A 24,726-nucleotide genomic window follows, 5' to 3' on the forward strand; every position below is an offset into this window, starting at 1 on the left:
CGCCTTCCCGACGAATAAACCAAAGCCGACCACCAGGTCGACTTTTTCTTTTCCAGCTCAGGTACAAACGAAAAGCTATGGAGGCTCTCCACATTTTTTGTATGTTTATCGCTGATAACTAACCCTAACGCTATTCATGAAAGACGCATTTGCTTTCTCCCGTCGTGATTTCCTGCAAAAAATGTCGGCCGGCGTGGGTGCCTCGGCGCTCTCGCTGCCGTTTATGGCCCAGGCTGCGCAGGCCAACCCGCTTTTTCAGGACAGAAAGCTGGGTATCGCCCTGGTTGGCCTGGGCAGTTACAGTACCAACCAACTGGCCCCTGCCCTGCAAAAAACGCAGCACTGCCGACTGGCCGGTATTGTTACCGGAACGCCATCCAAAGCCGAAGCCTGGAAGCAGAAATACAATATTCCGGACAAGAACATCTACAACTACCAAAACTTCGACCGCATCGCCGACAACCCGGACATCGACGTAGTGTATGTGGTGCTGCCGAATAACATGCATGGCGAGTATGTAATCCGGGCAGCCCGGGCGGGTAAGCACGTCATTTGTGAGAAGCCGCTGGCCATTACCGTAAAGGAGTGCCAGGATATGATTGATGCCTGTAAAAAGGCAAACCGGCAACTGGCAGTAGGCTATCGCCTGCACTATGAGCCTTTTACGCTGGAGATGATGCGGCTGGGCCAGCAAAAGGTATTTGGAGCCGTAAAATTCGTGGAGGCTAGCGACGGCTTCAAAGCCGGTGACCCGAATCAGTGGCGCTTAAAGAAGTCGATGGCCGGTGGCGGTCCGTTGATGGATGTGGGCATTTATGCCGTAAACGGCGTTCGCTACGTAACCGGCGAAGAGCCTATTTCAGTAACGGCGCAGTTTGGCCCCAAGACGAATCCGGAGAAGTTTAAAGATGTAGAAGAAACCATGTTCTGGCAGTTTGAACTCCCCAGCGGGGCGGTGTCCAACTCCACCACCAGCTACAGCGCCGGCGTTGAGCGACTCTACGCAGCCGCAGAAAACGGCTGGTTTGAACTTCGCCCAGCGTTTGGGTATGGCCCTCTGAAAGGAAATACCAGCAAAGGACCCATTGAGCAGCCCATTGTCACGCACCAGGCCGTTCACATGGATGGCGTTTGTAAGACACTGCTGGACGGCCAGAAGCTGCCCGACCACATTACCGGGGAAGAGGGTCTTCGCGATGTGCGGCTGTTGCAGGCTATCTACCGGGCGGCTGAGACGGGGCGGAAGATTGATTTGCGGGAGAGTGGGTTTGTGAGTAAGTCGCCGTATTCGGGGGTTACGGCAAGTAAGTGAGGGGGCTGGTCGGGTAGTAAGCTATTGTAGATTTATTAACATTAAAAACGGTTTTCCAACCCGTTGTACAGATGAAGGCCGTACTTTGTCGCCAGTTTGGGCCGCCGGAGAGTTTGCAGGTGGCGGATGTTCCGTGGCCGGTTGCGGAAAAGGGAAAGGTGGTGGTGGAAGTAAACGCTTGCGGGGTTAACTTTCCGGATACGCTGATTATTCAGGGTAAATACCAGTTCAAGCCGCCATTCCCGTTTTCGCCGGGGGGCGAAGTGGCCGGTGTGGTGCGGGAGGTTGGCGAAGGCGTTACCCACCTGAAGCCGGGGGATAATGTCTTTGCCCTGACCGGCTGGGGCGGCTTTGCCGAGGGTGTGCTGGCCGATGGCTACCGGACCTTCCCCATGCCGCCGGGGATGGAGTACCAGACGGCGGCCTCGTTGATGTACACCTACGGCACCTCGTACCACGCCTTAAAAGACCGGGCGCAACTCCAGCCGGCCGAAACGCTGCTGGTGCTGGGAGCCGCCGGTGGCGTTGGTCTGGCGGCCGTATCGCTGGGCCACATCATGGGCGCAAACGTCATTGCCGCAGCTTCTACCGATGACAAACTGGACCTCTGCCGCCAATACGGAGCCACGGAGACTATCAATTACAGCACGCAGGACTTACGAGAGCGGATAAAGGAAATCACCGGCGGCAAGGGTGTCGATGTCGTTTACGACCCGGTTGGCGGTGATTTAGCGGAGCCCGCCCTGCGCTCCATGAACTGGCGGGGACGCTATCTGGTCGTGGGTTTTGCGGCTGGTCAGATACCAAATATTCCGCTGAACCTGCCTTTGTTAAAAGGCTGCTCCATCGTCGGCGTATTCTGGGGGGCCTTTGCCGAGCGACAACCAAAGGATAACGTCAAAAATTTTCGGGAGCTGCTCAGCTTTATTCAACAAGGAAAGCTAAAGCCGCACATTCATGCCACCTATCCGCTGGAGCAAGCTCCTGATGCGCTCAACGAAATGCTCAGCCGGCGGGTAATGGGGAAAATTTTGATTGTACCGTAGGTTATGTATGGGTCAGCCTCCGGCTGACCCATACATTGGCTATTCCTGCATCAGCAGAAAAGATTTGATAAACTCGTCCAGGTCACCGTCCAATACGGCTTCGGTGTTGGAGGTTTGGTAACCGGTGCGGTGGTCTTTTACCCGGCGGTCGTCGAGGACGTAGCTGCGGATTTGCGAACCCCACTCAATCTTTTTCTTGCTGGCTTCTACCTCGGCGCGGGCGGCATTCCGCTTTTCTACCTCAATCTGGTATAGCTTTGATTTCAACAGGCGCATGGCCACTTCCTTATTCTGCAACTGGCTACGTTCCTGCTGACATTCAATGATAATACCCGATGGCTTATGCCGCAGCCGCACGGCTGTTTCAACCTTGTTTACATTCTGTCCACCGGCACCACCCGACCGGAAGGTATCCCAGTCAATATCGGCCGGATTTACCTCAATCTCGATGGTATCATCAATCAGCGGGTAAGCGTAAACCGACGCGAACGACGTATGCCGGCGGGCATTGGAATCAAACGGTGAAACACGCACCAGACGATGTACGCCGTTTTCTGATTTCAAATAGCCATAAGCCAGTGGTCCTTCAATCTCGATGGTAGCCGATTTGATGCCGGCGGTATCGCCATCCTGGTAGTCGACCTGCTTCACGGTGTAGCCGTGCTTTTCGGCCCAGCGCAGGTACATGCGGTAGAGCATATCGGCCCAGTCCTGGCTTTCAGTACCGCCGGCCCCGGAGTTTATTTCCAGTACGGCGCTAAGCTGGTCTTCTTCGTTGCTGAGCATCTTCTTCAGCTCCAGTTCTTCCAGCGTGGCCGTAACTTTCCGGCCTTCTTCGTCCACCTCTTCTTCTGAAACCTCGCCGGCTTCGTAGAATTCGAAGAGTGTCTCGAGGTCGCCCATTTCGCCATCGAGCTTATCGTAGCCGTTGACCCAGCCTTTCAGGGCGCGGACCTGCTTCATGGTATTTTCGGCCCGTTCGGCATCGCTCCAGAACTCAGGCTGGAAGGTCTGCTGTTCGAGGTCGGCTAAGCGTTCTTTCTTGGTGTCGTAGTCAAAGATACCCCCTCAAGGCCTCAACTCTGGCCTTCAAGTCTTTCAACTGGTCTGTTGTCATCTCGTTGTTTGGTTTTACAAGGCTGCAAAGATAAAACAAATCCCGGCATAGCCCTTGTTTACGGCAACCGGCAGAATTTATGTGAACGGGTCCATCTGCCTAACCGGCCACTGCCGAAGATGATTTGGCAGTGGGTGCGGCATATCAACTTTTCGGCCTAACTTTGCGTTCCTCAAGCAGGTAATTGAGCTAGTTTATTTCTGACCACTATACAATCTGAAAGATGGCATCACCATACGATGTAATCGTTTTAGGCAGCGGGCCGGGTGGCTACGTAGCCGCGATTCGGGCCTCGCAGTTAGGCATGAAAACAGCCGTTGTTGAGCGCGAAAGCCTCGGCGGTATTTGTCTGAACTGGGGCTGTATTCCCACCAAAGCCTTGCTGAAAAGCGCCCAGGTTTTTGAATACATCAAACACGCCAAGGACTACGGCATCACCGTTGGCGATTCCAATGCTGATTTCAACGCTGTGATAAAGCGCAGCCGTGGAGTGGCGGAGAGCATGAGCAAAGGCGTTCAGTTCCTGATGAAGAAGAACAAAATCGACGTCATCTACGGAACGGGCAAGCTAAAGCCGGGCAAGAAGCTGGACGTAACCGATAAAGACGGCAAAGCCACCGAATATTCAGCCAAGCATATCATCATCGCAACCGGTGGCCGGGCGCGTGAATTACCGGCCGTACCTATCGATGGCCAAAAAGTGATTGAATATCGCAAGGCCATGGTGCTGGAGAAGCAGCCGGCCAGTATGCTGGTGATTGGCTCCGGTGCTATTGGCGTGGAGTTTGCCTATGTGTACGCCAGCATGGGTACCAAGGTGACCATTGTAGAGTTTATGCCCAATATTGTGCCGGTTGAGGATGAGGAAATCTCTAAAGAACTGGCGAAGCAGTACAAGAAGCTGGGTGTCGACATCTACACCAGCTCCGAAGTAACCAAGGTAGATACAAGCGGTAGCGGTTGTAAGGTGTTTGTCAAGACGAAAGAGGGAGAAAAGACGTTCGAGGTTGATGTGGTGCTCTCGGCTGCCGGTGTTGTGTCCAATATCGAGAACATTGGTCTGGAAGAGGTCGGTATCAAGACGGAAAAGGGTAAAATTGTGACCGACGATTTTTACCGGACCAACGTTGAAGGCTACTACGCCATTGGTGACGTGACCAAAGGGCAGGCGCTGGCGCACGTTGCTTCGGCCGAAGGGATCATCTGTGTCGATAAGATTGCCGGACACCATGCGGAGCCACTGAATTACAACAATATTCCGGGTTGTACCTACTGCTCACCAGAGATTGCATCCGTCGGCTACACTGAGAAAGCAGCCCGTGAAGCTGGTTATGACATCAAAGTGGGTAAGTTTCCGTTCACTGCTTCCGGCAAGGCAAAGGCCGCCGGGGCACCGGAAGGCTTTGTCAAGGTTATCTTCGATGCCAAATACGGCGAGTTCCTGGGTGCCCACATGATTGGCTATAATGTAACGGAACTGATTGCCGAGGTAGTAGCCGCCCGGAAGCTGGAAACCACCGGCCATGAAATCTTAACGGCCGTGCACCCACACCCAACTATGTCCGAAGCCGTAAAAGAAGCCACCGAAGTAGCCTACGGCGAAGCGATTCATTTATAAATTGCTGAGGCCATGGTAATGGCTTGGATTAGTCGGTAAGCTTTTGAATCTTGCGGTACAAACCTAGATGAACATGACCCCCGAACGGCGACTCGACCAGATTGAACCCGTCATTGCCGATATGGCCCGCAAGCAGGACCGTATGCTCGGTCAAATCGGTATGATTGTAGACCAGGTATCCCTGCATACCGTTAAGCTTGACGACCTGAACGACCGGGTTACAACGGTTGAGCGAAAAGTTGACAACCTGGAGAAACAGGTAGGTGACCTGAACCAGAAGGTAGGTGACCTGAACCAGAAGGTAGGTGACCTGAACCAGAAGGTAGGTGACCTGAACCAGAAGGTAGGTGACCTGAACCAGAAGGTAGGTGCTCTCGACCAGAAGGTAGGTGCTCTCGACCAGAAGGTTGGCCAGATGGATAAAAAACTCCAAACGGTTGCTGATGGTTTAGCTAATCTGACGGTTACTGTAGCCGAAATGCAGCAGAATGTAAATCAGCGCTTTGAAAGGTTGGAGCAGCGCTTTGATAAGTTTGAAGACACTCAGCAGGTGATTCTAAAGCTGTTGCAGGAACGCCTGAAATAATTGTGGTTACTCAAGCCCTCATCAGATGCTCCGGTGTCTGGTGAGGGTTTTTGTTTGTCCATACTTCGTAGAGTCCGTATCCTGCGACGACCAAGTATTCGACTGCCGTCAATAGCAGGTTCTCCCGGTATGGCAGTCCTCCCTGATAGGTAGCATAAGAGACCCAGATAAGGCCCGACCAGACCAGCGGGTAGCGGAAGTTGGTAAACACCGATGCCGCCACCAGCGTGGTAGCGTACCAGGGATGCACCGTGGTGGCCAGCGCAAAATAAAAGCTTAGGGTCAGCAGAAGGCGGGTAGACAGGGCGTGGGGTAGTTTAGTGCTAAACGCAATCCATAACACTCCTAACGTGGTAATAATCGAAAGCCATAGCCCGGCCTGCTCAATAATGTTGTAGCCTTTGATCCAGAAGCCAACTTCCCGGATGAGGTAGTAAATGCTGGCGTTGAACTCAAACTTCTGGAAGTAGAGATTAATGCTGGAAAAGATGTTCTGCACCAGCGCCACACTGGCAAATGGGAGAAACAGGATGCCGGTCAGTATCAGGGTTAGCATAGCATAGCTTATGCCCCGTCGCCACCCCAGGTAACGAATTGCCAACGGCAGAAAAAGCAGCGGCAAGAGCTTGGTACCAACGGCCAGCGCCAACGCCCCAGCCGACAGCACCCAGCGGTTTTTCAACACCAGCCAAACGGCAAGCAGGACAAAGAAGATAACCACAGCTTCGAAATGTACATTGCCGGTAAGCTCCAGAATAATCAGCGGGTTCAGCCCGTACAGCAGCGCCAGATTTGGGTTTCGGTTAACGTGCGTCAGCAAGCGGACCAGCAGCCATAAAACCCCCAGTTCGGCCAGCAGAATGAAAACTCGTAAGGCAATCACATTACCCAGCACATTACCCGGCGACAGCATAGCCGCCAGCCCGAACATGGCTTGGTTGAGCGGGGGATAAACGGTATAGTAATTGGGAGAATTAAGGTAGATAAACACATTACCGTCTAAACCGGCCTGCCCAGCCAGCGGTGTATTGATAATCCCGGTGGGTAAATAGAGGTACGGGTTAAACCCATGCGCCAGCAGCCGGCCATCCCAGATGAAGCGGACGTAGTCGTCTGATAACTTAGGCATCGCAAACAACAGCGTCAGCCGGAAGATAATGGCGGCCGCAAACAGCAGGCGGTCGGGTTCGTCCGGAAAACCGAATACTGAAGTCTGACTATTTCGGTGATACCAGAGCGGACGTACCCGCAGTAAATAACCCCAGAACAACAGGCCGTACAGCGAAAGAAGCAGGCCGAATTGCTCACGCGGCACGCCATAGGCGATAAAAATGTACAAACCGGCCGATAACGCAAGCCAGCCAATGCGGAACGGGGTTGGGGTCATGTGGTCAAACCCACCGGACTCGGCAGGGACCGGTCACTGGCTGTTGAGCCTGCTACCGGCGGTTGGTGCATCGAGTGGGTCAGCGAATATACGAAGACCATGCCAAAGCCAATCGTCAGCATGCTATGGAACATCAGCATCCGGTAATCGTGCAGGTAAAAACCCAGCGCAATACCACCCAGAAAATAGAACACCATCAGCCCTTCCAGCACGGTTAACAGCGTAATGCCCCGGTTCAGATAAATATTATGCTGCCAGCTATCCTGCGCCGTGTTGACGTTAAACTTGGGGGTACGTACAAACGGTGTTTTCCGGCCAATGTAGCCTTCTACAACCGCAATGGTATTGTGCAGCGACAGGCCCATCATCAGCGACGAGTACATGGGGAAATACCAGCCAAACTGCACCGGTTTCTGGTGGCCCGATAGCCAGAACGGAATGCCGTAGAACAGCATCAAAATAATCAGGTTGATTTGAAAGAAGTTAATCAGGTAGTACACCGAAGCCCATTCCGGGTGAATACTGCGGATGTACAATACGGGCACACTCAACACGGCCAATGCTAACACCAGTATAAATGTCGAGCTGCTGAACAGGTGGAAAAACGCGTGTATTTTGGCAACAACGGGTACGCCCGGTGCTTTCAAAACCTTCCACATAATTTTGCGGGCACATTCGGCAGCACCCTTCATCCAGCGGTATTGCTGCGATTTCAGGGCGTTCATGGCGACCGGCAGTTCGGCGGGGGAGCCGATGTCTTCGCGGTACACAAACTTCCAGCCTTTTAGCTGGGCGCGGTAGCTGAGGTCAAGATCCTCGGTCAGCGTATCGCTGCTCCAGCCCCCGGCGTCCAGAATGGTTTCTTTGCGCCAGACACCGGCTGTGCCGTTGAAGTTCATGAAGAAATCGGCTGCGTTGCGGCCACCCTGCTCAATAAAGAAGTGGGCGTTGAGCCCAAAGGCCTGTAACCGGGTAATCAGCGAATAATCTTCGTTGATGTGCGTCCAGCGGGTCTGTACAATGCCGATTTTTGGATTGGTAAAGTGCGGTAAGGTTTTCAGCAGGAAGTCTTTCTCAGGCATAAAGTCAGCGTCGAAGATGGCGATGAACTGCCCTTTGGCAAAATCCAGCCCGTAGGCGAGCGCCCCGGCTTTGAAGCCTTTTCGCTCCGGACGCCGGATGTGCTGAATGTCATAGCCCTGGCGCTGGTATTCGGCTACCTTGCGGGCCAGAATGCCGACGGTTTCGTCGGTAGAATCATCCAGCACCTGAATCTCCAGCTTTTCTTTCGGGTAACGCAGCTCACATACGGCGTCCAGGAGTCGTTCGACCACGTATAACTCATTATAAACCGGCAATTGTATAGTAACCAGGGGCCGGGTATTCCAGTCTGCCGAATCGGGTGTAATGATAGCGGCCTTCCGCTTCACCTTCGTTCGGAGGTAAATAATAATGAGGCTAAGCTGGCCGAGGTTGTACGTGAACAACAGCACCAGCGTAAGGCCGTATAGCGTTAAAATAAGTGCTTCCATGTGTTGGACAAATAGCGTCTATTTGCCGCTCCTCATGCCGGTGTCAATTGGCCTTACCAGTATCTGAATATAGTGGTAATAATTTTGTAGCCTGCCAATACCGTGCCTTTGACGGTTCCCGATATTTTGGAAAAACCAATGCGTTTTCGATAACTGACGGGCACTTCCATAATCCGCAACCCCAGCTTAGCGGCTTTCAATTGCATCTCAACGGTCCAGCCGTAGGTTGTATCCTGCATCTCCAGCGCCAGCAGTTTGTCAAATCGCACCGCCCGAAATGGTCCCAGGTCCGTATAGCGTACGCCGTACAACCAACGCAGCAGGGTGGTGGCTAACCAATTGCCAAACAATTGCTGCGGGGTCATAGAGCCTCGTTGTCGGTTACCCAACGCCCGTGAACCAATTACCAAATCAAAGCCTTCCTCAACAATCGGTTGGACCAAAGCCGTCATTTCGGCCGGGTAGTCTGAGTAGTCGGCGTCTAAAAAAACTACAATGTCGGGCTTTTGTTGGCGATTGTTAGCGTAGGCTATGCCCCGCAGACACGCCCGGCCGTATCCCTGTACCGGCTCGTCCAGCACTGTAGCCCCGGCCTGAGCGGCCTGAACCGCCGTTTGGTCGTTGGAATTGTTGTTAACGACAATGACCTCCTGCACCAGTTGGTTCGGAATTTCGCGGATAACATTGCCGACCGAATTCTCTTCATTAAATGCCGGAATAATGACGACTATGATCGGTTGTTCCAAAATCAACGATGCTTCATTCACCGTTCAAAACTACAACTTCTCCCTCAGAATCAGCTGTCCGGTTGCCGACATTTGGACGAATTAACCATATTTGGAACAAATTTAGATTGCTGTTGCCGCATACAGCCTGTCCCAATGGAAATATCCTTTATCGGAGCCGGTAATCTGGCCTGGCACCTGGCCCCGGCGCTGGAGAATGCCGGCCATCAAATCAACGAAGTGTACAGTCGGCGGCAGCAAAGCGCCCGGCAACTGGTCGGTATCCTGTATGATGCGCATCTGCAACCCGACCTGAACTTTGCCGATAGCTCCTCAGAATTATTCATCCTGGCCGTGCCCGACGATTCTATTGAGGCCATATGCACCGAAATGGTTCTGCCCGAAAATGCTATACTGGTCCATACCTCGGGCAGTAAACCGTTAAGCATCCTGCAGCAGTTCGTGGAGGTGTACAGCGACGTACCCGTCCGGACAGGGGTATTCTATGCCTTGCAAACCTTCAGCAAAGGACAGCCTTTGCTGGAGTTTGAGCAGATTCCGCTCTGCATCGAGGCTAGCGATAAAGCTACAGAAGAACAGTTGGTCCAATTAGGCCAGCAGGTGAGCACTATTGTGTATCTGGTCAATTCGGCCGAACGAAAAGTGCTGCATCTGGCGGCCATATTCGCCTGCAACTTCGCCAATCACCTGCTGGCGCTGGCCAAAGACCTGACCGATGCCGAAAACCTGGAGTTCGATCTGCTGAAGCCGCTGATTGCCGAAACCTTTCGTAAAGCCCTGAGTGCCGCCCACCCGGCCGAGGTGCAGACCGGCCCCGCCCGCCGGGGTGACCAGACCATTATGGTCGCTCATGCCGAGTACCTGGCGGCTCATCAGCCCCAATGGCTGCCTATTTACCGCCTGCTGTCCGAAAGCATTGAACGGAGGTATCGCGAGTAACGCTTGTAGATTTCAAAGTTCTAGCCTTCGAGCGATGATTTGAACACACTGGTTAGGATTGCTTATGCTTCCGGGTACGTACGAACCAGAAAAAGTTTTCATTACGAACCAGGTTTTTGGGCTTTAAATTGTAGATTTATATTTAAGCTATGGCTACGATTACCGCTGGGTCGCGTTCGGTAGTTGCAGTCAAGTTAGAGCCGGATAAGCCGATAACAGCCAATCAAAGAATGAAACAACGGTTTAACAATGGTCTCACAATACACCTCGAAATTACGGTTTATTAAGTGAGAAACAGCTAACGGCTCTTTGGAGTATCCCTATGTTTTTGACGGCCGTAATAATCCAGAGTTGAAAAAAAGACACTATAACGCTATTTATAAAGGTATTGCATAACTTGTTTTTTATAACTATGATTGCAGTAGACTGTAGATAAATAAAATGGCAAAAAGCCCTAATTGGTCACGAGAAGAGTTGATTTTAGCTTTCAATCTCTACTTAAAATTGCCTTTCGGGAAAATGCATAAAGGTAATCCTGAGGTCATTAAGCTGGCTACTTTGCTAGGAAGACGAACTCCAGATTCAGTCGCGATTCGACTGGTCAACTTCGCTAATATTGATCCATATCACCAACAACGAGGGGTTAAAGGTATGGATGGTGGCAGGAAACAAGTTGAGCCCATTTGGAATGAGTTTGTCAACAATCAGGAAAATTTGGTTTTCGAGAGTGAACGGATTTTAGCTAGATACCAGCATCAAACACTTGAAGAGCTTCACCCGGAAATAACGTTTGATTGGCAAAATTTACAAGGTGAAGTACGCGAGCGTACTGTAAAGGCTCGTGTTAATCAGAGTGTTTTTCGGCAAATGATTTTAAAAGCCTATACGAATCAGTGCGCCATTTCTGGAATATGTTTGCCTGAATTGTTAGTGGCAGGACATATAATTCCGTGGGCAGTGGACGCTCAGCATCGTCTAAACCCTCAAAATGGAATTTGCTTATCGAACCTCTATGACAAGGCTTATGAAAACGGCCTTATATGTATTGATACTAACTACAAAATATTAATCTCAAAACGTCTGAAAGAAGAGATTGCAAAGGATTTTTACAAAGAATTCTTTGGCCGTTTTGAGAATCAAACTATCAACTTACCCATTGAATATCATCCGTCCAAGGAATTTTTGCAATACCGGTTAAATCGTTTTAAAGGTTAGCTTTTATGAATATAAAATTTGAATACATGTATCGGGACGCAGGTAATTATAAGCTGTATAATACATGTGTACTGACTAATCGTTTTCATAAACCTGTTGATGAGTTGGAGACTCGAATACGAAAGTCTCTGATTGACGAGGAATACTTCAACCCCGTGAAATGCAAAATTCCTAAGTTAGAATTTCCTGACAATGATGATGACTTGGACCATAATTGGCACGAATTCCTTTCAATAAGCTCAACAGACGAAGCACCAGATTTACAGTTGGATATTCTGGAGTTCGTCCAGCTATCCACAGTTGCTCATTGCAAAGCTTTCCCGTAATTAGGCAGAGCCATTTAAGACAGTAATATTTTATTAGCTTCCCTGTCAAGGAAACCATACATTACGCTCGGAATGGGCAGGCCACAGGTAGAAAGTTTGCAACGCCCCTATACCTGACGTTTCAGGTAGTCTTAAATCCCAACCGAGACGGCGGACCGTTCCGAATTCCCCAATCCGAAATCCTCTTAGTTTTCCAGGTCAAGCAACTTTGATACAATCTGAACCGAGGAGTGTAATGTCCGGTGTACAGGGCACTTCTCGGCGATCTCCAGCAGGCGGTTACGTTGTTCGTCGGTTAAATCGCCCTCTATCTCAATTTCCCGCGAAATCTGATCGAGCATGGGTTGCTTTTCGGTATCCTCCGAGTCCTGTGCGTGGATTTTGTCGTGCTGCAGATGCACAATTACGTTCGTTACCGGCCACTGCTTCCGGTCGGCGTACATGCGCAGGGTCATGGCAGTGCAGGCTCCGAGACCAGCCGTGACCAGGTCGTAAGGTGTTGGCCCGAGGTCGTGGCCTCCGGCTACTTCAACCGGCTCATCGGCGAGCAGCGAGTGGTTACCCGCTTTCACCTCCGTGGTGAGGGAGTCTGGCCCTATGCGCACGGCCACCCGTTTATGTGAACTGAGGGGCTCGGCTTTCGGAATGTGAATGTAGCGCTTGACCCAACTGGCAATCATCTCACCGGCATAGAGCGAATCTTCCGACCTGGAGAGCAGATGGTCGGCCCCGTCGAGGGAGATAAAACTCTTGGGGTGGCGGGCGGTCTGGTAAATTGACGCGGCATTGTCGATACTCACCGTTCTATCCTGTGGAGAGTGCAGCACCAGCAACGCCCGACGCAGGGTCTTAATGTCTTTTTCCGGCTCAAACCGGCTCAAGTCGTCCAGAAACTGCTTTTGCACCGTGAAGTTACGGCCACCAATATTTACCTCAGCCTTCCCTTCCTTTTCAATCTGCGTCAGGTCGCCTTTCAGCAGATGCTTTACATGGTCGGGGTCACAGGGGGAGCCGATGGTCACTACAGCTTCAACGGACGGCAGTGAACCGGCTGCCATCAGGACCGCCGTACCGCCCAGTGAGTGACCAATAGCCAGGGCCGGAGCCTGGTATTCGGTTTTGAGGTACTCCGCAGCACTGAGCAAATCGGCAATATTGGACGAGAAGGTCGTCTCGCCGAATTCCCCTTCGCTTTCGCCCAGCCCGGTAAAGTCGAAGCGGAAAACGGCGATACCGCTCAGGCTGAGCGCCCGTGAGATGTTACGGATGGCCGTTAGGTTCTTGGTGCAGGTAAAGCAGTGGGCAAACAGGGCAAACGCGTGGGGCTTTCGGTCGACGGGTAATTCGAGCCGGCCGGAGAGTACGTGGCCGTCTTTATTCCGAAAATCAATCTTTACGGATTTCATAGGCGTAGCGCGGGGGTTGATGACCTAAGTTGCTCAAAAATGGGCACATGAAAAAGCCGGTATTTGTGCAGTACCGGCTCCTCGTCAGGGTGTTCAGTAAGTAAACCTCAGTGGGCAACAATTGTTCGCTCGATTTGTTCCAGCGAGGTGCCTTTGGTTTCGGGCATGATGCGCCAGACAAACAGCAGTTGCAGCACCATCATCAGGCTAAAGAACAGAAAGGTATTGCCACCCCCGAAGGTATCAGCAATGTACGGGAACGTAAAGGCAATGATAGCCGCCATCAGCCAGTGCGTAAAGCTGCCCAGCGCCTGCCCGCCGGCCCGCACTTCGTTCGGGAAGATTTCGGAAATAAATACCCAGATAACTGCTCCCTGCGAAAAAGCGAAAAAGGCAATGTAGATGAACAGATAAATGGGCACGGTCATGCCGCTGAAGTCCTGCGCGTAAAACGACCGGGCCACCAGGCCCAGCGTAACAATCAGCCCCACAGAGCCGATGAGCATCAGCACCCGCCGGCCAAAGCGGTCGATGAAGTTCATCGCCAGCAGGGTGAAGATAAAGTTGATGAGCCCCACACCCGCCGACGAAAGCAGCGCCGAACTGGTGCCCAGCCCGGTCATCTCGAAAATGCGGGGGGCGTAGTAAATGATAGCGTTGATGCCGGATACCTGATTGAATACCGCAAACAGCACCGCCAGCATTACCGGCGTCCGGTATTTGGCCGAAAACAGCGATTCGGAGGGCGACTCCTGCACCAACTGATGCGTAGTGATAATGTCGCTGACTATGGCATTGGCATTAGCCGGGTCAATCTGAGTCAGTATTGCCCGCGCTTTTTCTACTTCCCCTTTTTTGGTAATGAGCCAGCGTGGGCTTTCCGGGACTGCCAGCACCAGCACCAAAAACAAAAGTGCCGGGAACGCTTCTACGCCCAGCATCCACCGCCAGGCATCTGCGCCGATACCCTGCAACGCATAATTGGACAGGTAGGATATCAGAATTCCAAACACCACATTGAACTGAAACAAAGCCACCAGCCGACCCCTGGATCTGGCGGGTGAAATCTCCGTGATATACATCGGAGCCGCCACGGACGATGCGCCCACACCTAACCCTCCAATAAAACGCGAAAAGAGAAATACATACCAGTCGGTTGCCAGCGCCGAGCCGACGGCCGACAGCAGGTACAACAGGGCTATCCAGAAAAGCGTGGTTTTGCGGCCCAGCCGGTCGGAAGGAATACCCCCGAACAGGGCTCCAATCACAGTGCCGATCAGCGCAATGGATACGGTAAGACCATGTTCAAATACGTTCAGGTTCCAGTACTGCTGAATGGCTTTTTCGGCACCGGAGATAACGGCCGTGTCGAAGCCGAAGAGAAAACCACCGAGGGCTACAACAATCGACCAGAGAAAGACTTTGCGGTTATTCATACAGGGTTCATATTTCCGCTAAGATAAGCGCGATAGCCATTGACCGGTCATACGGCTCCGTAAAAATAGCGCCCTGGCTGAGGAGGGGGAACAATGTTATCCGGATGCCGGAAAACCAAACCGTTTACGAACTACTGTTACCCATTATTAATTCCAGTACAACTACGCAATTTGCAAATTGCGGGATTCTTCTCTATACACAGTCGTTCCGGTGGCGCTACCTTTGTCCTGCAAATTATCCACACCAAAAACGAACAGTAAACATGGAAAAGCAATTCTGGTTTAAATCGTGGGAGCTGGAGGGTCACTACACCAGCTTCCACCGCAAAGACATCCATCCTTATGTTATAAAACACCTGACTCCCGAAGTCCTTTCCGGCAAAACCATTTTTGTTCCACTCTGCGGCAAAGCCGTCGACATGGTTTACTTTAGCTATTATGCCGGGCGGGTAATCGGTGTCGAAATCGTGGAGAAAGCCGTCTTGCAGTTCTTCGCCGAGAATGACCTTCGGTACGAGCGCATTGGCAACAAATTCGTGTCGGGCAACATTACCATTTACTGCGCCGACATCTTTTCGTTAACAACGGAAGAAATCGGTGAGATCGACGTAATCTACGACCGGGCCTCGCTGGTAGCACTCCCCTACTCCATGCGGATAAACTACCTGCGGAAGCTGGAAGAACTGACCGAGCCGGGCTGTGTCTATTTCCTGAATACGCTGGAATATGCGCCAACTATGGATACTCCGCCGTTCAGCATTCCGCCGGATGAGGTAGATCGGTATTTTGGCAATTATGTCATTGTGCATGTCGAGCATGAGTTGCAGTCCAACCACGGTATAGTGCGAAAATTCGGTTTGACCTACCTGATTGAGCATGGTTTTATCATGCAGAAGCTGCACAAATCACACCACATACCGGCGGCCGAATTAGTCGGCAACCGCTATAGCTTTTCGTACGATTCCTGATTAAGGTCTTTACACCACTCACAACACTACTACTACATGAACCAGGCCGGGGCTAATGTCCCGGCTTTATTATTCTGTGGTTGCCGTCTCGTTTTGTCGGCGGTTTTTGAGGTCGAACGTGCTGGGCGGGAACATAATCAGGATCTGGTTGCGGTCGAAAGCTTCTTTAATCGTTTTAATGGCTTCGCTGGTAGCCAATGGCGCACTGGTTAAGGTCTGGTCAATCCAGAACCAGAGCATAAACTGCACCATATCGGCGGTAAAGGCTTTATAGTGCATTTGTAAAGGACGGTCTTTCCGGATGAATGGTAGCGTGTTGAGCGCCTTTATGGCTACCTCCTGCGCTTTTGCCAGATCATCGAGATACGATACCCCAGCCACAATTTCCAGCCGCCGTTCGCCCGATCGGGAGTAGTTGATGATGGGTTTTTGAAAAACGTCTTTGCTGGGAATTTCTATTTCCTGCCCCTGCATATTGTCCAGCACCACCGATCGAAGTTTGATGGAAATAACCCGCCCGGTAAAGCCATTGGTCTCAATGGTATCGCCCAGTTCAATTGGCCGCTGGATGGCAATCATGGTGCCGGAGATAAAGTTGGTGGTCAGGTCCTGAAAGGCAAAGCCAACCGCCAGGGCAATAACCCCCGCCCCGGCCAGCAGAGATGTAACTGTTTTGTCGAGCCCCAGCACGCCCAGCGCAAAAAATAGCCCCACCACATTAATGACCATGACCACAATGGTTTCAATCAGTCCTTCGAGCGATGCACTGCCGTTAACATGGCTAAGAACGCGAACCAGCACCCGCCGGACCAGCCGGGCAATGAGATTAAAGATAAGGATGACCAGAATGGCGACGACCAGGTTGGGTAGGTGACTGATCGCCAGTTTAGACCATAATTCCAGCCGCTGCATAATCAGCTTCACCATATCATTTACGTCCATCAGCATAAATACGTACGTTGAGGTTTTCTATAAAAACCACCTGCCATCTGTACTGTTTGCCGCAGTGTTTGTGACAGGCTGGATAGTAAGTGGTTATTCAGACAGGTATGCGAAGCCATGCTAAGTAAGCCAATGGTTACCGGCTAAGCGATTTTTGTTATTTTTGGCCCAAAACCCACAGGCATGACCCCAGCCAATTTTATTGAGGCACTTCATCAGGAGATTCACCAGACCCGGTACGGCCAGTACCCCGCCGAGCTATACGACCCTATCCGGTACATAATGAATCTGGGGGGCAAGCGCCTGCGCCCGCTCATGACGCTCATGGCCGCCTACCTCTACACCGACGACTGGCAGAAGGCCCTCAAACCCGCCGTGGCCGTGGAGGTATTTCACAACTTCACCCTGATGCACGACGATATTATGGATCAGGCTCCGCTGCGCCGGGGGCAGCCAACGGTCCACGAAAAGTGGAACCATAACATCGCCATTTTGTCAGGCGATGTTATGCTGGTGAACGCCTACGAACTGCTGCTGGCTGTGGAGACTCCTCACCTGAAACGGGTACTGGCGCGGTTTAACCGGACGGCCGCCGAGGTCTGCGAAGGTCAGCAGTGGGACATGAACTTCGAGACCCGCTGGGATGTCACCGAAGCCGAATACCTGGAGATGATTAAGCTGAAAACCTCTGTTCTGTTAGGCTTTGCCCTCGAACTGGGCGGGATTATTGGTGGTGCCGACGAAACCAACGCGACCCGGCTGCGCGAAGGAGGCATTGATATGGGTATCGGGTTTCAGTTAAAAGATGATTTGCTGGATGTGTATGGCGACCCGGCTAAATTCGGCAAGCAGGTGGGCGGAGACATTATTGCCAACAAAAAAACGTTTCTTTTGATAGAAGCGCTTCAACAAGCTACCGGCACCATAAAAGACGAACTGATCGGCTGGCTGAGCCGTACGGAATTCGACAAGCAGGAAAAAGTGCAGGCGGTTACGGCCATTTATGACCAGTTGGGCATTCGCGAAATCACCGAATCCCGCATTAACAAATACTTTGCCGAGGGATTTGCTAATTTTGAACAACTGGAAGCTAATTCCACCCGCAAGGAAATGCTGCTGGCTTTTACACACCAACTGGTAGAGCGCGAAAGCTGATTTAACCCCCGACATCATGAGTATCACCATCGCAATAATTGTCATTACCGTCATCATCAGTTTGTGGGCGATGAGAAATCCGTCTCTCATGGATCGCTGGGTGATGAATCCCTATAAAGTAGCCCATCAGGGACAGTATTACCGCCTGATTACGTCCGGTTTTCTGCACGCTGATTTTGGACACCTGTTCTTCAATATGTTCAGCTTCTGGATATTTGGCGGGCTGATTGAACGTATTTTTCTGGGGCTGTTTGGGACTAGTGGAGGCTTGTTTCTGCTGGCTTTTTACATTGCCGGCATTATTGTTTCCGACATTCCGACCCTGCTCAAGCACCGCAACAACAGCCGGTACAATTCGCTGGGGGCATCGGGCGGAGTGTCGTCTATCATCTTTGCGGCTATCCTGTTTTTCCCGCTTCAGGATTTGTGTCTGTACGGCATTTTTTGTCTGCCCGGCTTTATCTTTGGTATCCTCTACCTGATTTACTCCTACTATGAGTCCCGGCGCGGGGCAGGTTTTATCAATCACGATGCGCACTTCTACGGGGCTCTGTTCGGCGTACTTTGCATGGCCATTGTGTACCCGCCCGTAATACCGTCTTTTGTGGAACAAATTGCCGGCTGGCGGCTTTTTTAAGCAAATCAGGTAGCGTGTTTTATGCTGCGTATTCTGAAACAGCCTTATCCGATAGAAGAGGCAGGCAATCGGCTGATGTTCCGGATTGCCTGCATTGGTGCTTTTGTTGGTTTATTTCTGCTGCTCTTTCAGCCGTTTGGACTGAGTCTTTGGCAAACTGAGTACAAGACGCTGAAAATACTTGGCTTTGGGCTGATTACCTTTGTTATTACGGCGTTTAATTATTTTGTCTGGCCGGCTATCTGGCCCCGCCAGTTTTCGGATGAGCGCTGGACGGTTGGACGGGAGATCGCGCTCGTCCTCCTAAACATATTGCTCATTGCCCTGGGCAATATGTTATACATGACCTGGATGATTGGCCATCCGGCCTACGTGACGGATCTCGTCAGCGCAATCCTTATTACCTTTCTGGTAGGCATTTTTCCGGTAGCCGGCTCCATTATTTTCAACTACATTGTTCAGCTAAAAAAATATAGCCGCACAGCCGCCGAAGCACCCGTTCACGAACCGAAACCGGTACTCCCTTCAGGTGAGCAGCCGCTGGTGCTGCTGGCCGAAAACGAGAAAGATACCGTTACGGTAAAACCGTCTTCACTGCTATACATCGAGTCCAGCGACAACTATTCGACTATTGTAACGGATGAGGATGGACGGGCTCAGAAGACCTTGCTCCGCAGCAGCCTCAGCCGACTGGAGGGCCAGATTACGCATCCGGCCATTGTGCGGTGCCACCGTTCCTATATCGTGAACCTCGACCGGGTGGAGAAAGTGACCGGCAACGCACAGGGGTATAAACTCCATATGCTAAACGCGCAGCACGTGGTTCCCGTCGCCCGCAAGTATAACGACTCGTTCATCAGCCGGCTAAAAGCGACGGCCTGAGGGTTGTCAAACGTCCCAAACAGGCTGCCGGTTGTCCCTCCATTTGTCAAATAGCCCAAAAGATGGCTGTATACCCCTTTGATTTGATCCGTTCTGGGTAGCCGTGGTATGTTTGTTTCGTTCTCAAACGGCTAAAACCAACCTGTTATGGATCTCCTGGTAAAAAGTATGCTGATTGCCCACGTGGCGGCTGGGTTTACCGCTCTGGTAGTGGGTATTGTTCCGATGATCGCCAAAAAAGGAAGCCGGCTGCACAACCGCACCGGTCTGGTATTTTACTGGTGCATGGCCATCGTCTGCATTACGGCGGTGTATCTGGTGTTCTTTAAACCCAGCTCCCTGTTCCTGCTGTTCATCGCCATTTTAAGCTTCTACTTCTGTTTCTCCGGACGCCGGATGCTGCGGCTGAAAAGCCCCAACGGGCAGCCCACCCGCACAGACCGGCTGGCGGCCTGGCTGGCGGTCGGCGCAGCCATGACTATGATTGGGCTGGGGGGCTATAATCTGTACGGGCTATATACCGGTACCTTCTCGGTTTTTGGAACACTGTACATCTTCTTTGGCTTTTTGTTGCTGGGTAATGCCCGCTACGATGTGGTCCGGTTCCGCAATCCGGCAAAAGCAAAATACGGCCGTATGGAGTGGTTTTTTGGTCATATCACCCGAATGGTTGGGTCATATATCGCAACCCTCACCGCCTTTGCTACGGTAAACACCCGGTATATTCCGCACCAAAGTATCTGGGTTGACCTGGCTGCCTGGACTCTGCCGGGGATCATCGGCGGTATGCTGATTGCCCGGTGGATTATCTACTACAAGGCGAAGTTTGCCGAAAAGTCGGTGATTACTTCGCCAGTAGTTTCTTAACTACCGGCAATGCCTCTTCGGCCCAGAGCCGGTACTGCCGACCGGAGAAGTGGAGCCCGTCGGCCGCAAATTGGGAAGCGTCGCCGGCGGCTTTGCGGGATGTGGGCGTAATATCTATATAGGCGGTGTTCAGGGTTGCGGCTTCTTCCCGAGCTACGGCATTGAAGGCGTTTATCTCGGCGGCAATCTTCTGGCGGTCGCGGCCCTGGGCAAACGGTGATACACCCCAGTCGGGAATGGAGAGAATGAATACACGATCGGCATTCCCGCCGGCAAAGCGAATAGCCGTCTGGAGCAGCTCCCGAAATTCGGTGCGGTATTTTTCCGGAGTTTGGCCGCGATACTGGTTATTGACACCGATGAGGAGAGATACCAAACTGTAGGTTTTCTGGTTATTACTGGCTCTGATGGCAGCCTGTAGTTCATCCGTTGTCCAGCCGGTGCGGGCGATAATGTCCGGATTGGCAATATCGACCCCCTCTTTCCGAAGCAGTTCGGCTAATTGAATGCTCCACCGGTCTGTTTCGGGTACGCTTTCGCCGATGGTGTAGGAGTCGCCGAGGGAAAGGAAGGTTTTGGCGTGAAGAGTCATAGGGGAAGTGTCTTGCTTGGAGGGAGTGCAAGATAAGATGAGTAAGAAAATTAAGTTTATCATGCAGCGACGCAAAGCGATTTCCCACCGGGACGATAAGAGATTTTCAAGTTGTTGACGATGTGCCGGATGCTATCTTTAATCAATGCGTTGAAGTTTGCCAGCATGCCTAAGCGCATATCGCTTAAACAGAGATAGGTTAGCAACTGTTTGTTAAGACTCCACACCCACCGGCAACTTCGCTTTCCGAATATTCGTATTCCGAATATCGGTTTCGATCAACCCGTCCCGGAGCCGGACCACGCGGTGAGCATATTGAGCAATGTCTTCTTCGTGCGTTACCATGATTACCGTGTTGCCTTTGCTGTGAATCTGGTCGAAGAGGTCCATGATTTCGTAAGAGGTCTTGGAGTCGAGGTTACCCGTCGGCTCATCGGCCAGCAGAATACTGGGGTCGTTCACCAGCGCCCGCGCCACCGCTACCCGCTGCCGCTGACCACCCGATAGCTCATTGGGTTTATGGCCGGCCCGGTTCTCCAGCCCCACGTTTTTCAGCGCCAGCATGGCTTTCTCAGTGCGGTCGGCTTTGTTGTAGCCGGCGTAGATAAGGGGCAGCGCTACGTTCTCCAGCGATGACTGCCGGGGCAGCAGGTTGAAGGTCTGGAAAACAAAGCCAATCTCTTTGTTGCGCACTTCGGCCAGTTCGTTTTCCGACATATTGCTGACGTCCTGCCCGTTTAGCACGTAGCGGCCGGCAGTTGGCGTGTCCAGGCAGCCGATAATGTTCATCAGCGTCGATTTTCCCGAACCTGACGGCCCCATAAAGGCAACATATTCGCCTTTCCGGACGGCAATCGTAATCGACTTCAAGGCGTCAATAACCTCGCTGCCCATGACGTATCGTTTTGAGATGTCGGTGGTTTCAATGATGTTCATGTTTAGGTTACGGGAGTTTGTTGATGGTTGATGCAATGCGCCGGAAACAGAAACTCCCGGATCAAAACTAACTTATTGCAGAAACTTTTGCCGCTCTTTTTCGAGCAACGTCAGTTTATCCTGATAAGCAGCCAGAAACGTTCGATAATCGGTTGGCGAGGTGGCTCCCTGCAACCGCATCAGGGCATCCTCGGCATAGTCGGGTAAGCTCAGGTCCAGACAAAGCATGATATACGTTTTCAGCAGGGTCGGATTATCCTCATTGTATGGTAATGCGTTCAGCACCAGTTGGTAGCCCTGCCTGCTTTGTTTTTGCTGCTGCATCAGCCGGGCGGTGGCCGCTACGATGGAGGCATCCAGTGGGGCCAGTCTCAGCGCCTGTTCGTAGGCTTGCCGGGCCTGAGCGGTTTGTCGGTTGCGCTCGTAGGCCTGCGCTTTCAGAAAGGTTTGCTCCGATAGATGCTGCGGCACCACCGGACGATTTGCCAGCGCCAGCGCCGTATTAACATCACCCTTTGCCACGGCCAGCCGCATGGCGGTTAAGGTCCGGAGCGAAGCGGCAAAGGGCCGCAACTGGTTTTCGGCGGGTAGCTGGGTCAGCAATTGCGCTGCGGCTGGTCGCTGGTCGCGTTGCAGGTAATCGTCAATAACGGCTGTGCCGGCTACCGTCCGTAGATTAGGGTCATTTATAGTGGCCAATATTGTTTCCCGGTCGGTGGCATCAGGTCGGTAAGAGACATAAAAGGCTTTTTCTAAATCAGTTTCCGGCCGCTTAATGTCGTATAATGCCTGCTTCAGCGAAGCAACACCAGCGTCGTTGGCGGAGGCCATTTCCCACAAGGAACGGGCGGCTACCAGATCGCCCGCTTTGGTGAGCGCAATGGCCCGGTAGTAGGCCGACAGGGTATCCGGATTGAACTCAAAATTTTCGGCAGCTCGTCGGTATAGCCCCTGCTCCATCATCCACAAACCCGACAGCGTCCGGTAGAAGGCTCCGTTGCGTGCGTCGCCCTGGGCTAACTGACCCATCAGATCCAGCGCTACCGGATGATGGTGGTTGCGGTATTCGGCTACGGCGCGGGCCAGCAGCAGATCATCCGTAAAGTCCTGGTTAACGGGCTCCTGCGAGAGCCGTTGCAACGTGTTAGTTAGCATGGTGTCTGGGCGGCCAGCTTTCAACGTGTAATTGTAGATGCTGGCAAAGCGGCCAACGCTCAGCCCTTCTTTTTTCTTGTCGCCGTTGAGCCAGGCCGGGCGCTCAGGCTGGGTGGTATCCGTACCGGCGATCAGGCGGAGGGCTAAGGCATTGGCCTGGTACGATTCGTAGGAATTGTCTTTTACCGTGCTCAGCAGCGAATCGGCCGACAGCACCCGGGGGTTCCGTGCCCATAAGGCCAGCAGGTTCGTTTCCGGCACCTCCGAGCGGGCCGTGTTGCCGGTGGCCGACTGCAAAAAGTAATAGGCCGAATCGGCTACGCTGGTCCGGGCGTACAGGTAGCCCAGGTTGTTCTGCAACTCTCCGCTTCGGGGAAACGTTTTAATACCCCGTTGTAAATGCTTTACGGCTTCAAAGAAGAGATTGTTCTGAAAATAAACATTGCTCAGACCAGCATACGCTTCCGGACTAGGCTGCTTGAGCAGCGCCTGCTGGAAGTAATAAGCCGCCGTGGTCTTTTCGTCCTGCGCCAGCGCCAGCGATGCCAGGGCGTAGTTCGATTTATGGTTCTGAAACTCCTGCTTCAGCGCCATTTGGTAGTAGGTATTTGCGGAGGTGGTCTCCCCGGTAGCGGTGTATAAATCGCCCAGACCATTGTAATAACCCGTAATGCCTTGCCGGAGCGGGAAAAAGTTTTCGGTCGACAGTAATACGGCAATAGCGATAACCCCCGCCAGCCGGACCAGGCTCAACTCGATCCTGGGCGGCTTGTACATAATCCGGTACACGGGCAGCCCCTGACGGTACAGCGGCAGAAAGTTAAGCAGGATATACCCGAAGAACAGCACCCCCATAACCAGATGCGAGTACACAATGGCATCTTCAAACATCTCCACCAGCGGGTCATTGGCTGTGGCGAAGGCATAACTCATGGTGAGCGTGGTTAGCAACGCTAATCCCAAATACAGGTAAGCGCCGGCATCCTGAAACGGCAATTGCTCCTGCTGCTCGTTCAGCCGCCGGAATCCCCAGATGCCCAGCACCACCGAAATCAGGTACAGCACAAACGGACTGATGGCCAGCAACTCCCAATCGATGGCCTTCGTGTTTTTCAGCCAGACCAGCAGCAGATTCACCAAGTATAGCAGGCTGATGAATATAAAATTGCCGATGCCCAATGGTCGCCCGGCTACTCCCTGCGCATTTGTCCGCCCTGCCGAGGTGAGCCAGACCATGCCGGCTACAATTTCCAAGGAGATAACGAATATAAAGCCGACACTCAGCACAAGCAGCACCGGCATACCGTAGCTCACGACCGTTAGGGTTGGCAGCGGCACTTCCGCCAGAAAGCCGATGCCAAACACCACCAACATGATCAGCACCAGGAAAATGGTAAGCCGGCGGGGGAAACTGATATCCGGCCGGAAGGCATGGAAGTAGTAGCTGGTCAGCCCAAAGATGAACGCCAGGCCGATAAAGAGCGAGCGGCCGTTGAAGCTGGGCATTCCCATCATCTCCCACCGAAACATTGACAGGGCACCAATAAAGAATGTCATGGCAACCAGGTAATAAATGCGGCTGAGTTGCGAAATTGAACTCATAATCAAGGCAAAGGCGGCACCCATACCCAGCATCAGCACGGTAGCCATCCAGGGGTGTACCTGCATGGCAGATGCCACGAACTGTTCGGAAACGGCGTAGGCCTTGCCCTCGGCTGCGTAATCGAGCATACCGTCGGTGAAGGCATGCAGCGGAGCGGGTAATTCAATCAGTTCGCTGAGGATATCCCAGTGAACCACATTAGCCAGCCCCCGCCACCAGGCGACCAGAAAAACCAGTAAACTCAGCAAAAAAAGCCCGGCACTCAGCAGGTATATTATCCGGTACGACCGGTTCCAGCTATTCCAGAAAAAAAGCGATGTCAT

General features: G+C 52.3%; 21 protein-coding genes. 11 read left to right on the top strand and 10 right to left on the bottom strand.

Annotated features, from left to right (window positions below; translation table 11 throughout):
- Positions 1–136: 136 nt before the first annotated feature.
- Together ABD931_RS18490 and ABD931_RS18495 are read left to right on the top strand one after the other, a co-directional pair.
- The gene (locus ABD931_RS18490) at positions 137–1,312 is read left to right on the top strand and encodes a Gfo/Idh/MocA family protein (protein WP_345269361.1); all 1,176 of its coding nucleotides are present in this window, start codon (positions 137–139) and stop codon (positions 1,310–1,312) included.
- Positions 1,313–1,383: 71 nt separating this feature from the next.
- Positions 1,384–2,358 (top strand): NADPH:quinone oxidoreductase family protein, encoded by a 975-nt coding sequence (locus ABD931_RS18495; protein ID WP_345269362.1) that lies wholly within the window; start codon positions 1,384–1,386, stop codon positions 2,356–2,358.
- 39 nt (positions 2,359–2,397) lie between these two features.
- Here the strand turns inward: ABD931_RS18495 and prfB are convergent.
- A protein-coding gene (gene prfB / locus ABD931_RS18500; RefSeq protein WP_345269363.1) for a peptide chain release factor 2 occupies positions 2,398–3,475 on the bottom strand; the annotation gives its coding sequence in 2 pieces (ribosomal slippage) (positions 2,398–3,414 and positions 3,416–3,475; 1,077 coding nt in all).
- A 223-nt stretch (positions 3,476–3,698) separates the two neighbouring features.
- On the opposite strand from prfB, the gene lpdA reads away from it, so the two are divergent.
- Together lpdA and ABD931_RS18510 are read left to right on the top strand one after the other, a co-directional pair.
- Positions 3,699–5,093, top strand: coding sequence for a dihydrolipoyl dehydrogenase (lpdA, locus tag ABD931_RS18505; protein WP_345269365.1), 1,395 nt, complete (start codon positions 3,699–3,701; stop codon positions 5,091–5,093).
- Between the two features lie 67 nt (positions 5,094–5,160).
- Entirely contained in the window at positions 5,161–5,679 is a 519-nt protein-coding gene (locus ABD931_RS18510) for a hypothetical protein (protein ID WP_345269366.1), read from the top strand.
- A 10-nt stretch (positions 5,680–5,689) separates the two neighbouring features.
- Here the strand turns inward: ABD931_RS18510 and ABD931_RS18515 are convergent, their stop codons facing one another.
- The 3 genes from ABD931_RS18515 to ABD931_RS18525 are packed head-to-tail and all read right to left on the bottom strand — an operon-like array spanning position 5,690 to position 9,344.
- On the bottom strand, positions 5,690–7,066 hold the full coding sequence (locus ABD931_RS18515) for an MptA/MptB family glycosyltransferase (protein ID WP_345269367.1): 1,377 nt from the start codon (positions 7,064–7,066) through the stop codon (positions 5,690–5,692).
- On the bottom strand, positions 7,063–8,598 hold the full coding sequence (locus ABD931_RS18520; protein WP_345269368.1) for a cellulose synthase family protein: 1,536 nt from the start codon (positions 8,596–8,598) through the stop codon (positions 7,063–7,065). Before ABD931_RS18520 ends, ABD931_RS18515 begins: the two co-directional genes overlap by 4 nt.
- Positions 8,599–8,651: 53 nt before the next feature.
- Positions 8,652–9,344, bottom strand: coding sequence for a glycosyltransferase family 2 protein (locus ABD931_RS18525; RefSeq protein WP_345269369.1), 693 nt, complete (start codon positions 9,342–9,344; stop codon positions 8,652–8,654).
- A gap of 120 nt (positions 9,345–9,464) precedes the next feature.
- Here ABD931_RS18525 and ABD931_RS18530 point away from each other — a divergent pair, with 120 nt between their 5' ends.
- Both ABD931_RS18530 and ABD931_RS18535 read left to right on the top strand, forming a co-directional pair.
- Positions 9,465–10,283: a Rossmann-like and DUF2520 domain-containing protein gene (locus ABD931_RS18530; RefSeq protein ID WP_440590447.1), complete on the top strand. Its 819-nt coding sequence runs from the start codon at positions 9,465–9,467 to the stop codon at positions 10,281–10,283.
- A gap of 441 nt (positions 10,284–10,724) precedes the next feature.
- Positions 10,725–11,498 carry an HNH endonuclease gene (locus ABD931_RS18535; RefSeq protein WP_345269371.1) on the top strand — a complete coding sequence of 258 codons (774 nt, stop codon included), beginning with the start codon at positions 10,725–10,727 and terminating at the stop codon, positions 11,496–11,498.
- A 511-nt stretch (positions 11,499–12,009) separates the two neighbouring features.
- Here the strand turns inward: ABD931_RS18535 and ABD931_RS18540 are convergent.
- A complete protein-coding gene (locus ABD931_RS18540; RefSeq protein WP_345269373.1) occupies positions 12,010–13,230 on the bottom strand; it encodes a bifunctional alpha/beta hydrolase/OsmC family protein in 1,221 nt (406 codons plus the stop codon).
- 107 nt (positions 13,231–13,337) lie between these two features.
- Complete coding sequence (locus ABD931_RS18545; RefSeq protein WP_345269374.1) at positions 13,338–14,666, bottom strand: sugar porter family MFS transporter; 1,329 nt, start codon at positions 14,664–14,666, stop codon at positions 13,338–13,340.
- Positions 14,667–14,929: 263 nt separating this feature from the next.
- On the opposite strand from ABD931_RS18545, the gene ABD931_RS18550 reads away from it, so the two are divergent.
- Positions 14,930–15,634, top strand: coding sequence for a class I SAM-dependent methyltransferase (locus ABD931_RS18550; protein WP_345269375.1), 705 nt, complete (start codon positions 14,930–14,932; stop codon positions 15,632–15,634).
- 69 nt (positions 15,635–15,703) lie between these two features.
- Here the strand turns inward: ABD931_RS18550 and ABD931_RS18555 are convergent, their stop codons facing one another.
- Complete coding sequence (locus ABD931_RS18555) at positions 15,704–16,582, bottom strand: mechanosensitive ion channel family protein (RefSeq protein ID WP_345269376.1); 879 nt, start codon at positions 16,580–16,582, stop codon at positions 15,704–15,706.
- A 177-nt stretch (positions 16,583–16,759) separates the two neighbouring features.
- Between ABD931_RS18555 and ABD931_RS18560 the strand changes: the two genes are divergently transcribed.
- From ABD931_RS18560 to ABD931_RS18575, 4 genes are all read left to right on the top strand, one after another.
- The gene (locus tag ABD931_RS18560; RefSeq protein WP_345269377.1) at positions 16,760–17,731 is read left to right on the top strand and encodes a polyprenyl synthetase family protein; all 972 of its coding nucleotides are present in this window, start codon (positions 16,760–16,762) and stop codon (positions 17,729–17,731) included.
- A gap of 16 nt (positions 17,732–17,747) precedes the next feature.
- Positions 17,748–18,368: a rhomboid family intramembrane serine protease gene (locus tag ABD931_RS18565; RefSeq protein ID WP_345269378.1), complete on the top strand. Its 621-nt coding sequence runs from the start codon at positions 17,748–17,750 to the stop codon at positions 18,366–18,368.
- A gap of 21 nt (positions 18,369–18,389) precedes the next feature.
- Entirely contained in the window at positions 18,390–19,250 is an 861-nt protein-coding gene (locus tag ABD931_RS18570; protein WP_345269379.1) for a LytR/AlgR family response regulator transcription factor, read from the top strand.
- Between the two features lie 147 nt (positions 19,251–19,397).
- Positions 19,398–20,117, top strand: coding sequence for a DUF2306 domain-containing protein (locus tag ABD931_RS18575; protein WP_345269380.1), 720 nt, complete (start codon positions 19,398–19,400; stop codon positions 20,115–20,117).
- On the opposite strand, the gene ABD931_RS18580 is transcribed toward ABD931_RS18575, so the two are convergent.
- The 3 genes from ABD931_RS18580 to ABD931_RS18590 form a co-directional block, all read right to left on the bottom strand.
- Positions 20,095–20,709 (bottom strand): SGNH/GDSL hydrolase family protein, encoded by a 615-nt coding sequence (locus ABD931_RS18580; RefSeq protein WP_345269381.1) that lies wholly within the window; start codon positions 20,707–20,709, stop codon positions 20,095–20,097. The two genes, ABD931_RS18575 and ABD931_RS18580, sit on opposite strands and share 23 nt — an antisense overlap.
- Positions 20,710–20,922: 213 nt before the next feature.
- Positions 20,923–21,645 (bottom strand): ABC transporter ATP-binding protein, encoded by a 723-nt coding sequence (locus ABD931_RS18585; protein ID WP_345269382.1) that lies wholly within the window; start codon positions 21,643–21,645, stop codon positions 20,923–20,925.
- A gap of 72 nt (positions 21,646–21,717) precedes the next feature.
- Complete coding sequence (locus ABD931_RS18590; RefSeq protein ID WP_345269384.1) at positions 21,718–24,726, bottom strand: tetratricopeptide repeat protein; 3,009 nt, start codon at positions 24,724–24,726, stop codon at positions 21,718–21,720.

It is taken from the genome of Nibrella viscosa (assembly GCF_039541875.1).
GTDB lineage: Bacteria > Bacteroidota > Bacteroidia > Cytophagales > Spirosomataceae > Nibrella > Nibrella viscosa.

What these genes read in the sequence shown, in the direction of transcription:
- ABD931_RS18490 (WP_345269361.1), top strand. Translation starts at nt 137, where the DNA reads ATGAAAGACGCATTTGCTTTCTCCCGTCGTGATTTCCTGCAAAAAATG.
- ABD931_RS18495 (WP_345269362.1), top strand. Translation starts at nt 1,384, where the DNA reads ATGAAGGCCGTACTTTGTCGCCAGTTTGGGCCGCCGGAGAGTTTGCAG.
- lpdA (WP_345269365.1), top strand. Translation starts at nt 3,699, where the DNA reads ATGGCATCACCATACGATGTAATCGTTTTAGGCAGCGGGCCGGGTGGC.
- ABD931_RS18510 (WP_345269366.1), top strand. Translation starts at nt 5,161, where the DNA reads ATGAACATGACCCCCGAACGGCGACTCGACCAGATTGAACCCGTCATT.
- ABD931_RS18515 (WP_345269367.1), bottom strand. Translation starts at nt 7,066, where the DNA reads ATGACCCCAACCCCGTTCCGCATTGGCTGGCTTGCGTTATCGGCCGGT.
- ABD931_RS18520 (WP_345269368.1), bottom strand. Translation starts at nt 8,598, where the DNA reads ATGGAAGCACTTATTTTAACGCTATACGGCCTTACGCTGGTGCTGTTG.
- ABD931_RS18535 (WP_345269371.1), top strand. Translation starts at nt 10,725, where the DNA reads ATGGCAAAAAGCCCTAATTGGTCACGAGAAGAGTTGATTTTAGCTTTC.
- ABD931_RS18540 (WP_345269373.1), bottom strand. Translation starts at nt 13,230, where the DNA reads ATGAAATCCGTAAAGATTGATTTTCGGAATAAAGACGGCCACGTACTC.
- ABD931_RS18545 (WP_345269374.1), bottom strand. Translation starts at nt 14,666, where the DNA reads ATGAATAACCGCAAAGTCTTTCTCTGGTCGATTGTTGTAGCCCTCGGT.
- ABD931_RS18550 (WP_345269375.1), top strand. Translation starts at nt 14,930, where the DNA reads ATGGAAAAGCAATTCTGGTTTAAATCGTGGGAGCTGGAGGGTCACTAC.
- ABD931_RS18555 (WP_345269376.1), bottom strand. Translation starts at nt 16,582, where the DNA reads ATGCTGATGGACGTAAATGATATGGTGAAGCTGATTATGCAGCGGCTG.
- ABD931_RS18560 (WP_345269377.1), top strand. Translation starts at nt 16,760, where the DNA reads ATGACCCCAGCCAATTTTATTGAGGCACTTCATCAGGAGATTCACCAG.
- ABD931_RS18565 (WP_345269378.1), top strand. Translation starts at nt 17,748, where the DNA reads ATGAGTATCACCATCGCAATAATTGTCATTACCGTCATCATCAGTTTG.
- ABD931_RS18570 (WP_345269379.1), top strand. Translation starts at nt 18,390, where the DNA reads ATGCTGCGTATTCTGAAACAGCCTTATCCGATAGAAGAGGCAGGCAAT.
- ABD931_RS18575 (WP_345269380.1), top strand. Translation starts at nt 19,398, where the DNA reads ATGGATCTCCTGGTAAAAAGTATGCTGATTGCCCACGTGGCGGCTGGG.
- ABD931_RS18580 (WP_345269381.1), bottom strand. Translation starts at nt 20,709, where the DNA reads ATGACTCTTCACGCCAAAACCTTCCTTTCCCTCGGCGACTCCTACACC.
- ABD931_RS18585 (WP_345269382.1), bottom strand. Translation starts at nt 21,645, where the DNA reads ATGAACATCATTGAAACCACCGACATCTCAAAACGATACGTCATGGGC.
- ABD931_RS18590 (WP_345269384.1), bottom strand. Translation starts at nt 24,726, where the DNA reads ATGACATCGCTTTTTTTCTGGAATAGCTGGAACCGGTCGTACCGGATA.